Origin of the sequence: Pseudomonas sp. OV226 (assembly GCF_003148705.1) — a bacterium.
GTDB lineage: Bacteria > Pseudomonadota > Gammaproteobacteria > Pseudomonadales > Pseudomonadaceae > Aquipseudomonas.
In genome coordinates, this window is record NZ_QGGS01000011.1 from 64013 (window position 1) to 77592 (window position 13580).

11 protein-coding genes and 1 pseudogene are annotated in these 13580 nt (G+C 55.6%); 3 read left to right on the top strand and 9 right to left on the bottom strand.

Features of this window, described 5'->3' with window-relative positions:
- Window positions 1-2: 2 nt before the first annotated feature.
- From C7534_RS18440 to C7534_RS18450, 3 genes are read right to left on the bottom strand one after another with little or no spacing between them, the layout of a single operon-like run.
- Window positions 3-869 carry a carbohydrate ABC transporter permease gene (locus C7534_RS18440; protein ID WP_046032509.1) on the bottom strand — a complete coding sequence of 289 codons (867 nt, stop codon included), beginning with the start codon at window positions 867-869 and terminating at the stop codon, window positions 3-5.
- Entirely contained in the window at window positions 866-1963 is a 1098-nt protein-coding gene (locus C7534_RS18445; protein WP_046032510.1) for an ABC transporter ATP-binding protein, read from the bottom strand. Before C7534_RS18445 ends, C7534_RS18440 begins: the two co-directional genes overlap by 4 nt.
- Window positions 1963-3057, bottom strand: coding sequence for an ABC transporter ATP-binding protein (locus C7534_RS18450; protein WP_046032511.1), 1095 nt, complete (start codon window positions 3055-3057; stop codon window positions 1963-1965). Before C7534_RS18450 ends, C7534_RS18445 begins: the two co-directional genes overlap by 1 nt.
- Window positions 3058-3520: 463 nt before the next feature.
- Here C7534_RS18450 and C7534_RS18455 point away from each other — a divergent pair, with 463 nt between their 5' ends.
- Complete coding sequence (locus tag C7534_RS18455; protein WP_109786605.1) at window positions 3521-5371, top strand: sigma-54-dependent Fis family transcriptional regulator; 1851 nt, start codon at window positions 3521-3523, stop codon at window positions 5369-5371.
- 335 nt (window positions 5372-5706) lie between these two features.
- Here C7534_RS18455 and hxsC read toward each other — a convergent pair whose 3' ends face one another.
- The 4 genes from hxsC to hxsA2 are packed head-to-tail and all read right to left on the bottom strand — an operon-like array spanning window position 5707 to window position 8900.
- Window positions 5707-6870 (bottom strand): His-Xaa-Ser system radical SAM maturase HxsC, encoded by a 1164-nt coding sequence (hxsC, locus tag C7534_RS18460; RefSeq protein WP_077431865.1) that lies wholly within the window; start codon window positions 6868-6870, stop codon window positions 5707-5709.
- The gene (hxsB, locus tag C7534_RS18465) at window positions 6864-8321 is read right to left on the bottom strand and encodes a His-Xaa-Ser system radical SAM maturase HxsB (protein WP_109786606.1); all 1458 of its coding nucleotides are present in this window, start codon (window positions 8319-8321) and stop codon (window positions 6864-6866) included. The genes hxsC and hxsB overlap by 7 nt, the downstream gene beginning before the upstream one ends.
- Window positions 8314-8616 (bottom strand): His-Xaa-Ser system protein HxsD, encoded by a 303-nt coding sequence (hxsD, locus tag C7534_RS18470; protein ID WP_109786607.1) that lies wholly within the window; start codon window positions 8614-8616, stop codon window positions 8314-8316. Before hxsD ends, hxsB begins: the two co-directional genes overlap by 8 nt.
- Window positions 8616-8900: a His-Xaa-Ser repeat protein HxsA2 gene (gene hxsA2 / locus C7534_RS18475; protein WP_077431862.1), complete on the bottom strand. Its 285-nt coding sequence runs from the start codon at window positions 8898-8900 to the stop codon at window positions 8616-8618. Before hxsA2 ends, hxsD begins: the two co-directional genes overlap by 1 nt.
- Before the next feature lie 385 nt (window positions 8901-9285).
- Between hxsA2 and C7534_RS18480 the strand changes: the two genes are divergently transcribed.
- Window positions 9286-9843 carry a class I SAM-dependent methyltransferase gene (locus tag C7534_RS18480; RefSeq protein ID WP_109786608.1) on the top strand — a complete coding sequence of 186 codons (558 nt, stop codon included), beginning with the start codon at window positions 9286-9288 and terminating at the stop codon, window positions 9841-9843.
- Window positions 9844-9892: 49 nt separating this feature from the next.
- Window positions 9893-10012, top strand: a pseudogene (locus C7534_RS18485) (helix-turn-helix domain-containing protein); the annotation flags it as partial.
- Window positions 10013-10302: 290 nt separating this feature from the next.
- Here C7534_RS18485 and cysS read toward each other — a convergent pair.
- Both cysS and C7534_RS18495 read right to left on the bottom strand, forming a co-directional pair.
- Entirely contained in the window at window positions 10303-11685 is a 1383-nt protein-coding gene (gene cysS / locus C7534_RS18490; protein WP_109786609.1) for a cysteine--tRNA ligase, read from the bottom strand.
- A 20-nt stretch (window positions 11686-11705) separates the two neighbouring features.
- Complete coding sequence (locus C7534_RS18495; protein WP_109786610.1) at window positions 11706-13403, bottom strand: glutamine--tRNA ligase/YqeY domain fusion protein; 1698 nt, start codon at window positions 13401-13403, stop codon at window positions 11706-11708.
- Window positions 13404-13580 lie beyond the last annotated feature (177 nt).

Here is a 13580-nt window from a genome sequence, read left to right on the forward strand (position 1 = left end):
CCTCAGCGGTTGGCGTCAGAGTGAGTCATGGCGGTGTAGAACAGCCAGGACACCAACAGGATGATCAGGAAGTACACCAGCGAGAATGCCGCTGCCGGCCCCAGGTCGAATTGCCCTATCGCCATCTGGGTCAGCGTCTGACTCAAGAACGTCGTCGCATTCCCCGGGCCGCCACCGGTCAACACAAACGGCTCGGTGTAGATCATGAAACTGTCCATGAACCGCAGCATCACCGCGATCAATAGCACGCTTTTGAGCTTGGGCAACTGGATGTGGCGGAACACCGCCCAGGCGGACGCACGGTCAATCCGCGCGGCCTGGTAATACACGTCCGGAATCGCCCGCAATCCGGAGAAACACAACAGCGCCACGAGCGACGTCCAGTGCCAGACGTCCATCACCAGCACCGTGACCCAGGCGTCCATGGTGTTCGCCGCATAGTTGTAGCTGATGCCCATGGCATTGAGGCTCGACCCAAGCAGGCCGATATCGGCTCGACCGAAAATCTGCCAGATCGTGCCGACTACGTTCCACGGAATCAGCAACGGAATGGCCAGGACGATCAGCACCAGCGACGACCAGCGTCCCTTGGTGGGCATGGTCAGTGCGATGGCGATGCCCAGCGGAATTTCGATCAGCAATACGCAGGCGGAGTAGATGAACTGGCGCAGCAGCGAGTCATGCAGGCGCGGATCGAGCAGCACTTGTTTGTACCAGTCGGCGCCGACGAAGTAGCGGCTGGACTGGTCGAAAATGTCCTGCACCGAGTAGTTGACCACCGTCATCATCGGGACCACCGCACTGAAGGCCACCAGCAGGAACACCGGCAACACCAGCCACCAGGCCTTGTTGTTTTGCACCTTGTTCATGGCTGTGTCTCCAGCAAGTATTCATCGGCATACACCATCAACCACTGCGCCGGAAAACTGATGTACGCCGTGCCTTCCGGCACCGGCTTGTCTTCGGCCAGGCGCACTTTCAATGGGGCGCCGTCGAGGTTCAGGGTCAGGATCTTGTAGGTGCCAAGGTCTTCGATGTGTACGACTTGAGCCCTCATCGCGTCATCAAAGGGCTCTTCCCACACATGCACAAACTCCGGACGGATACCGACTTTCAAGGTTTTCCACTCGGATTCGGCGATGCGTTTTTGCTGCGCCTCGGACAGCGGCAGATGCGTCGAAGCGAACCCCACGCCCCCGGCCTGCGGCGTGACCTCAATCAGGTTCATCCCCGGGCTGCCGATGAAATAGCCGACAAAGGTGTGGCTTGGGCGTTCGAACAATTCTCGCGGCGTACCGAACTGCACGATCTGCCCGCCGTACATCACCGCAATTTTGTCGGCGAAGGTCGAGGCCTCCAGTTGATCGTGGGTCACGTAGACCATCGTGATGTTGAACTGCTCGTGGATCTGCTTGAGCTTGCGCCGCAGCTTCCACTTCAAGTGCGGATCGATCACGGTCAGTGGTTCATCGAACAGGATGGCCGAGACGTCGTCGCGTACCAGCCCACGGCCCATGGAGACTTTCTGTTTCTCGTCGGCGGTGAGGTTGCTGGCCTTCTTGCTCAGCAGCGCCTGAAGGTCCAGCACCTCGGCAATTTCCTGCACCTTGCTGTGAATTCTTGCCTCGGCCATGCCTTGATTGCGCAGAGGAAATGCAAGGTTATCGAACACCGTCATGGTGTCGTAGACCACCGGAAACTGGAAAACCTGGGCGATGTTGCGCTTCTCGGGGGTCAGGTCGTTGACCGCTTTGCCGTCGAACAACACATGCCCCTGAGACGGGCTGAGCAATCCGGAAATGATGTTGAGCAAGGTGGATTTGCCGCAACCCGAAGGCCCGAGCAACGCGTAGGCACCACCCTGCTCCCAAATGTGGTCCATCTCGCGGATGGCGTAATCCTCAGGGCCGGTTGGCGTGCGGGTGTAGCTGTGGGCGAGGTTTTGCAAACGAATTTCGGCCATCAGGCAACCCTCGCGATACGGCGACCGGGCGCCTGGACCAAACGCCCCTGCGCATCGAACACAAACAGTTTGTGGGTGGGGATATAGATGCGAATCGGCGCATCGACGTCGTATTCGTGAACACCGGGCAGGTGCAGCACCAGCAGGAAATGCTCATTGCGCACATGCAGGAAGGTTTCCGAACCGCTGATCTCGGCGACCTCGACGGTCACGGCCAGCTCCAGGTCATCGTCGTTGCTCGGCACCAACGAGATGTGGCTGGGCCGCACGCCAAAGCGGAACTCGCCCTCACCCACTGGCCGCAAATCCACGTTCAACGGGAAGTGCACGAAGTTGGCAAAGCTCACTTCGTTGCCGGCAATCCGGCCCGGCATCAGGTTGATTGGCGGCTCGGAGAACAACTCGGCTGCCAGTACGGTTTGCGGCTGGTGATAGACCTCGGAAGACTTGCCGCTCTGGATCACCCGGCCTTCGTGAAGAATGGTCGTGGTGCCGCCCAGCGCCAGCGCTTCGTTGGGTTCGGTGGTGGCGTAAATGGCGATGGTGTGCCGCGCCTTGAACAGCTCGCGCATTTCCTGGCGCAGCTCTTCGCGCAGCTTGTAATCAAGGTTGACCAGCGGTTCGTCGAACAGAATCAGTTCGGCATCCTTGACCAGCGCCCGTGCCATAGCCGTGCGCTGTTGCTGGCCGCCGGACAGTTCGAGGGGATGGCGCTGGAGGAACTTCTCGATGCGCAGCATCTTCGCGGTTTCCAGCACTTTGCTCTGGATCAGTTCGTTGGAAACACCACCCTGGCGCAACGGCGAAGCAATGTTCTCGAACACCGTCATGGTCGGATAGTTGATGAATTGCTGATAGACCATCGACACATTGCGCAAACGCACCGGGCGCTGGGTGACGTCGACGCCGTTCATGAGGATGCGGCCGCTGTCGGGCTTGTCCAGACCGGCCATCAAGCGCATCAGGCTGGTTTTGCCGGACAGTGTTCGCCCAAGCAAAACGTTGAAGGAACCGGGTTCAAAACTAAGGCACGCATCATCGATCCAGGTCTGGCCCTCGACGGTGCGGCTGACGTGCTCCAGGGTTAATGACATGGCTCGGCCTTTTTTATTATTTGGAGTCAAGCGACCGGAGCTACAGAGCGACTTTCGTGCCAAAAATCACAAGCCATTGATCTAGCTTGAAAAACCTCGAATGGACGGCGTCATCGCTTTCGTTGCTGAACACAAATGAACAACCTGGACTGAACAACTGAACAATCCGCCGGTTGACAATGAACAATAGTGAACAACACTCTACAAACCGTTTTACTGCGAAAATTTCCGAATTACGCACAACCTTGTAGCAGCTGCCGAAGCCTGCGTCCGGCGACGCAGTCGTCGTTAGATCAGGTGTCGCGGTGTATAAGAAAGACCGCGAATACAGGTTTTACGACGACTGCGTCGCCGGACGCAGGCTTCGCCAGCTGCTACAAAATCGCGTTCGGCGGTATGTCGAGATGCGTGCAGATTGCGTTTACCCAAAACAAAAACAATAAATGCTTAGAGATCGACTGCCATGGCCGCACCCGCCACGCCGCTCTCCCACGACGCCATCATTCAGGACTCCTGGTCCCGTTGCCGCGCGTTCGGCCTCAATCACCAAAGCGCCCCGGCGTTTGATCAACTGCCGGCCGAAGGCATTGCGCAGTTGCTGGAGAGTCAGCATTCATTGGTGCAAACCACGCATCAGGAAGTACTGCCGTATTACGAAAACATCCTGAGCAATTCCAACTGCCTGATCATGCTTGCCGATAATCAGGGCCAGGTGCTGACGTCGTGGGGCACTCAGCGCTTTATCGAGCCGACCCTGGCCCGTGGTTTCAGCGCGGGCGCCAGCTGGATGGAGCGTTGCAGCGGCACTAACGCCATCGGCACCGCCCTGGCCTGTGAGCAGGCGGTGCACATTGAACACGATGAACACTTTTTGAAAGCCAACCGCTTCATGACCGGTTCCGCCGCACCGATTTTCGATGCCGAGCGCAAAGTGATCGCGGTACTGGATGTGTCCAGCGACAGCTACCTGCCGCCATCGCACACCCTGGGCATGGTCAAGATGATGAGCCAGACCGTGGAAAACCGGCTGATCCTCAACCTGTTCCATGGCCAGCATTTTCAACTGACCTTCAACACCGGGCTAAACAACCTCGACAGCCAATGGGCCGGTTTGCTGATTTTTGATGAGAGCGGCCAGGTGCTGTCGGCGAACCGCCGGGCCGACAATCTGTTAGGCATCAGCCTGTCGCGGGTCAGCATCGAAAGCCTGTTCAAGGTCTCGTTGCTGGAACTGCTGAACCAACCCGACGGCCTGCCGTTTGCCCTGCAAGCCTCCGGCCGCAACCGCTTTCAGTGCCTGTTGAAGCGGCCGAAACAAGTGCCCATACAACCTCGACTGTTTTCTGAACCCAAGAGCGCCGAGCCGGTGGTGGCGGCGCCCGAAGCCATCAGCCTCAACACCCTGCATTTCGGTGACAGCCGCGTGGAAAAGGCTGTGCGTCAGGCGGAACGCCTGCTGGAGAAAGACATTCCGCTGTTGATCCACGGCGAAACCGGGGTCGGCAAGGAAGTTTTCGTCAAAGCCCTGCACCAGGCCAGTTCGCGCAGCAAACAACCGTTCATTGCCGTCAATTGTGCGGCGATCCCCGCCGAACTGGTGGAGTCTGAGCTCTTTGGCTATGAGAAAGGCGCGTTCACCGGTGCCAATCAGAAAGGCAGCATCGGGCTTATTCGCAAGGCCGACAAAGGCACCCTCTTCCTCGATGAAATCGGCGATATGCCGTTGCCGACTCAAGCCCGGTTGCTGAGGGTTTTGCAGGAGCGCTGCGTGCAACCAGTGGGCAGCAGCGAACTGTTCCCGGTCGATATCCGGATTATTTCGGCCACCAACCGTGCGTTGCGTGAACAGGTGCAGCTCGGTCGCTTTCGTGAAGACCTGTATTACCGCATTGGCGGCCTGACCCTGGAGCTGCCGCCGCTAAGGGAACGCAGTGACAAGGAAGCACTGTTCAAGCGGCTGTGGGAGCAACATCGCGAACCGACGCAATGGGCCGGGTTGAGCCGGGAAGTTTTGGAGTTGTTCGGCCGCCACCCGTGGCCGGGGAATTTGCGTCAGGTCAGCAGCGTGATGCAGGTGGCGCTGGCCATGGCGGAGGAACAACCGGTGCGACTGGAACATTTGCCGGATGATTTTTTTGTCGATCTGGAGATGGAGCCGGTGGATTCGCCGCAGGCGTTGGAGGTGGATCTCAATGATGCCGAAGACTTGAATCGACAGCTGCAGGCGGCCGGGGGGAACATTTCGTATCTGGCGCGGCGGCTTGGGGTTAGTCGTAATACGCTTTACAAGCGGTTGCGTCAGTCAGAAAGCTGACTGCTGCGCAGTCAATCGCGGGCAGGCTCGCTCCCACATTTGATCTTCTGCACGACACAAATCCCCTGTGGGAGCCTGCTCGCGATGGCGTCAGCCCTGTCAACGCAAACCTAAAGCCCTGCACATAAACAAAACCCACATAAAGTGCCTATAGCGGCGACTGCTGTTGAATGCCCAGTTACACAGACTTGCTCTCTCACCCACAAGCATTCAACGTGACCTAACATCGCATCGGAGCTGACCACTACTAATCAGCGACCATTACGGCAGCAAACACCATTTGCGGACGTGCATGCACTAATGACGCTATGTGACTCACTAAAATGATGCCGAAGTCAGAATGGGACTAGGTGCTTGCTGTAACCGAATTTGACACCCGATGCGAAAAAACCTCCGCATTCGCGTTGTTTTTTACAGCTCTGACACTCAGAAGCGTACTCGTTCTTCCAGTCGCTGATTGATTTACGGTAGTAGGGTTGAATGTCCGGATTCACCAAACACAGCTGATGGTTGTATACCGAGATATTCATGCCGTACTTGGCCAAAATGCCAACTGATTTACTAAGTGTGTCTTTGTACTCGATTGGGTCAATCCACAGCTCCTCAAGATTTGCCCTAGTGAAGCCCATCATCTCAAGACCCATCAACGCCACATGATCAACAAACAGCAGATTGCGTGCGATGAACTCACACAGCTCAGGCAGGCGCCGCACTGATAGCTTGTGAATGACAACTCGGATCTCAACCTTCTGACCCAAACGCTTCAGATTGAGAATGCCCTGAAGGGTTTCATCGAATGCGCCTTGGGCCTGGACGATGTAGTCATGCAGCGTCGGATCGTCCGAATAGACAGGTATTCCGATCATCGCGTCGGGCAATTCAATCTGCGCATACTTTTCGGCGAACGCAGGGTCTTTAAAACTGCGCCCGTTCGAGAGAATGTGGATTGCAGTTCTTGGTAGATAACTTTTTGTCAGACTGATGATCTTAAGGAAGCGCTCCCGATTGGTCGTTGGCTCGCCGCCAGTAAACACCAATTCTGGGGTGTCCTTTGGAATTAGCGGGATCAGGTTTTCCGTTTCATCGAGCAACCATGAATCATCAGCAGCCTTAGGCGGTTGTGAGCACATCAGGCAGTAATGATTGCACTGTTCAGTAATCAGAATGCTGTTGTTGGGCGCCGATGCCCGAAATAGCACACGAATTGTCCGACGATCTGCTGAAAGCCTGACTATGTCACCATCGCCAATGTAGCTGTAGTCATTCGGTAGGAGTGAGTAATCAGAGTCGGGAGGCAGCACTTCAAACAACTCACGATGCTTTTCAAGCAGTAGGTAGTGTGCGAATCCTCGGGGAATCTGGTGATCAGAAACCAGATAGGCCATTTCTCGTCGCAATACTTCAGGCAGATTCCGGCTGGCCGCCACTTTGAGTAAGGTGAGGTCCTTGTGAACATCAACCGCATGGATACGGATAATCTTTCCGCCGAGCTTCAGCATCGATTGGCCCACCCCATAAAAATCCGTTTCGTTTGCTCATCGCTTTCCATCAGCTCAATGAGATGCTTGAAAATCGCCATATTTCGCTTGCAGAAAGAGGACTCGGGTTTTCTTGCAACCACGTCCTTGTGAATGGCGTGATGGTAGACGGGCTCGGCGCCGCAGTAAGGCTCAAACGCACAGTCAGAACACATTGGCGCGCTTAAAGTGAACGAATTCTCCAGTGCATCCAGAAGCTGATCAGAGAGGATTATGTCCTCATAGGAATGCATAAGAATGTTGCCCAACCGAAACGTATGATCGCCCATTTCGGCAAGCATTCGGCTTTCATCTGAGGCGTAGACCGATCCGTCGTAGTTGAACACGATGGCTGCGATGCCAGCACCGGCAGGGTTCATCAAATCAACAAACCCAGGGTCCCCTGATGTCAACATTTTCGTCAGCACAATCGAGGAGTACTGCTCTACAAATCTTATGCCGGACTTGTTCAGTTCAATAATGTACTCAAGACCTTCCTTGTAAAACTCGAGCCAACGCTCCGTGTCATACGACATGAATTTCTTGGTTTTAATCGCAAAGCCGTAAGGGGAAAGCGTACGTAAGAAGATCCCATCAAAGCCCAGGCGCAAGTATTCATCAATGATGTCACGTGCGCGTGGCAGGCTCTTATCTGTGGTTGTCATCAGGGCTGACACTTGGTCATAGCCGAGGGCTGCGCGGGCTTTTTTCAAGCCTTCCTCGAAACGCTGATGACTATCTCTGCCTGGACGTGGGCGATTTGCATTATGCAGATCCATTGGCCCGTCCAGAGAAGATGAAAGCACGATGCTGTGCCGCTTACAGAACTCGAGCATGTCATCCGTCAGAAGCGACAGTGTGGTCGCGATGACGAACCGCAGATCTCGCCCTTCCTTGATGTTGCGCTTTTTTGCTTCAAGAACGACGTATCTCACCATCTCGAAATTCAGCAGTGGTTCGCCACCTTGAAATTCGATTTTGATCGCTGGATTCGGTGACCTAAAAACGAAATCCAACGACTTGTCTGCCATCTCCGTGGTCATGTCGAATTCGCCTTTGCTTTCCGACTGCCTTGATACCTGGCAATACGGACAGCTGTGGTCACAGCGAAGGGTCACCACAAAGATATGTAGATTGGTGAACTGGGCCAGCCTGGACAGCCGTGTGCGTATTTTGAGTGCCAAGAGCTGAAGTGGCGCTTGCTCATTGGTGAAGCGAATGAATTGCTTGGACCGGAGCGTGGGGATCAGCTCTGATGAGAGTGGAAGCGTCTTTCTAATGATCGGCTCAAGCATAGGCGATGGTATAACGTGGAACTCGCCTGCCATGTTGGTGATGACATACTCGTCGTCATTCAGGCGATCAAACTTGAAGGGCAGCAACTCGTAAGGACGTTGCTGCGCGTAGAACTCAAGCTTTTGGAATTTACTCACTGATAAGCCCGGTTTTTGAAAAGGCCAGTCCAAGGATCAAATTTTTGATCGGCTGCGTCTCAGTGCTCAACTGGTGGCGCAATTGATAGTCGAGCACATCCTTCTTGAACTCTTGAACGGCAGATAGGAAGGACAACTCATCAACGCCGATATTCGAGGACAAGGCGCAGATAAACATCCCCTTATCGGCCGCGATATCAACCGTCAGAAATTTCATCGAACGATAAGCGGCTTTCTGCAAAACCTGCGCGTCGTAAAGCCGCTCATCAAAAACGAGCTTATGTGAGTAACCCATCAGGAGCCTGAAGTGTGAGAGGTGTGCGAGGCATGCGAGGCGTGCGAGGCATGGGAGGTGTGGTAGGCCATCATCTGACCTTGGTCTCCGCGTTTGAGAACAAAGGCGAATTGATCACTGCCACCGCGCACCGAAAGGTTTTCGCTTTGAGCTTCAGCCGGGAATGTGTTTGGGGCGTCGGTTATTGGTTCTATAACCTCGTGGGTCGCTATTGCTGATGCTTGTTCAGTTGCCATCGCAGCTGCAAGAGTGGCCATCGGTACCAGAAAGGAGCGTTTTTTCATCTCGAATTTCCCTATCGTTCTTGTGGTTTCTAGGAGTCTCGCTGACACATATCAGTGATGTCAATATGGAATCGACTAGTGGCCTTTTACTCGCCCATAACCTGACAGACGACACGCTTTTTAGTAAAGGCTATAGAAGAGCGAAAAACGGGAGCACAGAGATGGCGCCATATAATTCCTCTATTACCGTCCTTGACGGATGCGGCGCAAAGCCTTTCACGAAAATTGAGACTCCCCACCAGGCACGAGAAGGCGTTATCGAACCTCTTGAGCTATCTTAAACTTTCAGCGCAGGTCAACAGGACCTGATGGCTTTAAAATTGCTTATGGGGCATGCAGTGGTAATTTTGTTTTTAATTTGCAGAGCAATTTTCGCAGGCTCCTTATGAGATTAAGAAATAGTCAATTCGACAGTCATTACAGTCGACATAAAAAGCCGCTATCCGACGACCCTTCTAGTTTCTTAGAGGGGGTGCTTTCAGCCTTGACTTTACATGAAGGGTCAGCTGTTCTTGATGCGGGATGCGGGTACGGTCGTAATTCGGCACTATTATCCAAATATAATTTAAATGTAGTGGCTGCAGATTTTTCTCATAAAAGCTTTAGCAATTCATGGCACTTAAACCATAAGAATATAAACCCAATTGTTTTGGACTGCAGAAAACCACTACCATTCAAAAGCAATTCTTTTTCAGCCGCAATCATCATTCATTTTTACAATAAATATTTAATAGAAAATTTAATCGACATAATTAAACCATCTGGTTTTTTAATTTATGAAAGTATCGGTGGCAATGGTGAAAACTGGCGTGAACTGGGTGTTTCCGGAGAGGTAAAAAAAATTTTGGAGAAAACGTTTATTATCAAACACTACACAGAGCGACTTGTTGGTCCCGATAAAAAATATGCCACCGTAAAATTGGTTGCTCAAAAAATGAGTTAATAGAGCACCTGCGACTATAGACTGAAAGCATTCGCTCGAATGGGTCTACGATGTCAAGGATTTGAATCGGCAGTTGCCGGCGGCCGGGGGGAACATTTCGTATCTGGCGCGGCGGCTGGGGGTTAGTCGTAATACCCTTTACAAGCGATTGCGTCAGTCAGAAAGCTGACTGCTGCGCAGTCAATCGCGGGCAGGCCTGAACTGGTCAAGTAATCTCGTACACAGGTTCGGTGAACGACTCTGTCCCGTAGGAGCAAGGCTTGCCCGCGATAGCATCAGCCGAGCCACTGCTGCACTTGAGCCCCCCCCCCAAAAAAACAAAAACCCGCACAAGGCGGGTTTTGTTTGATCGTTCCCACGCTCCGCGTGGGAATGCAGCCAGGGACGCTCCGCGTCCCATGCCGAAGCGGACGCGGAGCGTCCAATGTGGCATTCCCACGCAGAGCGTGGGAACGATCATCAGTCAGCCAGGCGCCAGGTCGTACCGCCCTTGCCGTCTTCCAGCACCACGCCCATGGCGGTGAGCTGGTCGCGGATGCGGTCGGATTCGGCCCAGTCTTTGGCAGCACGTGCCGCCAGACGCGCAGCAATCAGCGCATCCACTTCAGCGGCATCGACACGCCCTTCGGCGCCCGCTTGCAGGAAGTCATCGGCTTCGAGCTGCAACACACCCAGCACGCTGGCCAGTTCTTTCAGGCGCGCCGCCAGACCGGCCGCTGCATCGAGATCGTTCTCGCGCAGGCGGTTGATCTCACGCACCATCTCGAACAGCACGGCGCAGGCTTCTGGCGTGCCGAAGTCGTCGTTCATCACCTGAGTGAAACGCTCGACGAAGGCTTCGCCGCCAGCCGGTGCCACGTTCGGCAGGCCTTTCAACGCGTGGTAGAAACGCTCGAGTGCGCCTTTGGCGTCCTTGAGGTTGTCTTCCGAGTAGTTGATCGCGCTGCGGTAGTGGCTCGACACCAGCAGGTAACGCACGACTTCCGGGTGGTACTTGTCGAGCACGTCGCGAATGGTGAAGAAGTTGTTCAAGGACTTGGACATCTTCTCGCCATTGATACGAATCATGCCGCAATGCATCCACGCGTTGGCGTAGGTCTTGCCGGTGGCCGCTTCGCTCTGGGCGATTTCGTTTTCGTGGTGCGGGAACTCAAGGTCGCTGCCGCCGCCATGAATGTCGAACGTCTCGCCCAGGCAGCAGGTCGACATCACCGAGCACTCGATGTGCCAGCCCGGACGCCCGGCGCCCCACGGCGATTCCCAGCTCGGCTCGCCCGGCTTGGCGCCCTTCCACAGCACGAAGTCCAGCGGGTCCTGCTTGGACTCGTCGACTTCGATCCGCGCGCCGATGCGCAGGTCTTCGATTTTCTTGCGCGACAGCTTGCCGTAGCCCATGAACTTGGCGACGCGGTAGTACACGTCGCCATTGCCCGGGGCGTAGGCGTAACCCTTGTCGATCAGGGTCTGGATCATCGCGTGCATGCCGGGGATATGCCCGGTGGCACGCGGTTCCATGTCCGGCTTCTTGATGTTCAGGCGCGCTTCATCTTCGTGCATCGCCGCGATCATGCGCTCGGTCAAGGCTTCGAACGACTCGCCGTTCTCGCGGGCACGATTGATGATCTTGTCGTCGATGTCAGTGATGTTGCGCACGTACGTCAGGTCGTAACCGCTGAACCGCAACCAGCGGGTCACCAGGTCGAACGCAACCATGCTGCGGCCGTGGCCCAGGTGGCAGTAGTCGTACACGGTCATCCCGCAGACGTACATGCGCACCTTGTTGCCATCCAGCGGCTTGAAGACTTCTTTGCTCTTGGTGAGCGTGTTGTAGATCGTAAGCACGTTAGTTCCTTGACGCTAAATCACTGGCCCCACGAATCACGCAGGGTCACGGTACGGTTGAATACCGGCTGACCTGGTTTCGAGTCCTTGATATCCGCGACGAAGTAACCTTCGCGCTCGAACTGGAAACGGTCTTCCGGCTGTGCGTTGCCCAGCGAAGGCTCGGCACGACAACCGGTGAGTACCTGCAGCGAATCAGGGTTGATGTTGTCCAGGAAACTGGCGCTGTCTTCGGCCTTCTCAGGGTTGGCCGAACGGAACAGGCGATCGTACAGGCGCACTTCGCACTCGACGCTGGCAGCCGCTGGCACCCAGTGCACCACGCCTTTGACCTTGCGGCCTTCAGGGTTCTTGCCCAGGGTGTCCGGGTCGTAGGAGCAACGCAGCTCGACGATGTTGCCGTCGGCGTCCTTGATCGCTTCGTCGGCACGGATCACGTAGCTGCCACGCAGACGCACTTCGCCGGCCGGTTCCAGGCGCTTGTAGCCTTTTGGCGGCTCTTCCATGAAGTCTTCACGGTCGATGTAGATTTCACGGGCAAACGGCAGAACGCGCATGCCCATGTCTTCTTTCGGGTGGCACGGCAGTTCGAGGTTCTCGACCTGGCCTTCCGGGTAGTTGGTAATCACGACTTTCAGCGGGCGCAGCACGCACATGGCACGCGGGGCGCTGTGGTCGAGGTCGTCGCGGATGCTGAATTCGAGCATGCCGAAGTCGACCACGCCGTCGGAACGGTTGGTGCCGATCATTTCGCAGAAGTTGCGGATCGATTTCGGCGTGTAGCCACGGCGGCGGAAGCCCGACAGCGTGGACATGCGCGGATCGTCCCAGCCGTTGACGTGCTTTTCATCGACCAGTTGCTTGAGCTTGCGCTTGCTGGTGATGGTGTAGTTCAGGTTCAGACGGCTGAACTCGTACTGGCGCGGGTTGGCCGGCACTGGCAGGTTTTCGAGGAACCACTCGTACAGCGGACGATGGCTTTCGAACTCCAGGGTGCAGATCGAGTGGGTGATGCCTTCGATGGCGTCCGACTGACCGTGGGTGAAGTCGTAGTTCGGGTAGATGCACCACTTGTCACCGGTCTGGTGGTGGTGAGCGTGACGGATGCGGTACATGATCGGGTCGCGCAGGTTCATGTTCGGCGAGGCCATGTCGATCTTGGCTCGCAGCACGCGTGCGCCGTCTGGGAACTCGCCAGCCTTCATGCGGGCGAACAGGTCCAGGTTTTCTTCCACGGAACGCTCGCGGAACGGGCTGTTCTTGCCCGGTTCGGTCAAGGTGCCACGGTATTCCTTGGCCTGTTCAGGGCTCAGGTCGTCGACATAGGCGTTGCCGGACTTGATCAGTTCGACGGCCCAGTCGTGCAACTGGTCGAAATACTGCGAGGCGTAGCGCACTTCGCCGGACCATTGGAAGCCCAGCCATTTGACGTCGCTTTCGATCGCGTCGATGTATTCCTGGTCTTCCTTGGCCGGGTTGGTGTCGTCGAAACGCAGGTGCGTGACGCCGCCGAACTCCTGGGCCAGGCCGAAGTTCACACAGATCGACTTGGCGTGACCGATGTGCAGGTAGCCGTTGGGCTCAGGCGGGAAACGGGTGACGATCTGCGTGTGCTTACCCGAGTCCAGGTCCGCCTGGATGATCGGGCGCAGGAAATTGACCGGCACGGCAGGGCCGGTCTTGGCATTCGAGGTAGGGTCGACAGTGGGCTTGCTCATAGGATCCTTGAACGTACAAGTGCGCGGCCAGAAGAAGGGCCAGATAAAACAAAGCCGCTATCATAGCCGATGCTGTCAAGCACCTGACAGAGCGCGCCTGCAAACGGTCGTATTTAATAGGCCATAAATGAAAAACAGCCTCGAAATTCGCGTCCGGCACGCTAAACTGCGCACCTT

Excerpts from the sequence above, each read along its gene's own strand:
- C7534_RS18445 (WP_046032510.1), bottom strand. The coding sequence starts at position 1,963 with ATGGCCGAAATTCGTTTGCAAAACCTCGCCCACAGCTACACCCGCACG.
- C7534_RS18495 (WP_109786610.1), bottom strand. The coding sequence starts at position 13,403 with ATGAGCAAGCCCACTGTCGACCCTACCTCGAATGCCAAGACCGGCCCT.
- C7534_RS18480 (WP_109786608.1), top strand. The coding sequence starts at position 9,286 with ATGAGATTAAGAAATAGTCAATTCGACAGTCATTACAGTCGACATAAA.
- hxsC (WP_077431865.1), bottom strand. The coding sequence starts at position 6,870 with ATGCTGAAGCTCGGCGGAAAGATTATCCGTATCCATGCGGTTGATGTT.
- C7534_RS18455 (WP_109786605.1), top strand. The coding sequence starts at position 3,521 with ATGGCCGCACCCGCCACGCCGCTCTCCCACGACGCCATCATTCAGGAC.
- C7534_RS18450 (WP_046032511.1), bottom strand. The coding sequence starts at position 3,057 with ATGTCATTAACCCTGGAGCACGTCAGCCGCACCGTCGAGGGCCAGACC.
- C7534_RS18440 (WP_046032509.1), bottom strand. The coding sequence starts at position 869 with ATGAACAAGGTGCAAAACAACAAGGCCTGGTGGCTGGTGTTGCCGGTG.
- hxsD (WP_109786607.1), bottom strand. The coding sequence starts at position 8,616 with ATGGGTTACTCACATAAGCTCGTTTTTGATGAGCGGCTTTACGACGCG.
- hxsA2 (WP_077431862.1), bottom strand. The coding sequence starts at position 8,900 with ATGAAAAAACGCTCCTTTCTGGTACCGATGGCCACTCTTGCAGCTGCG.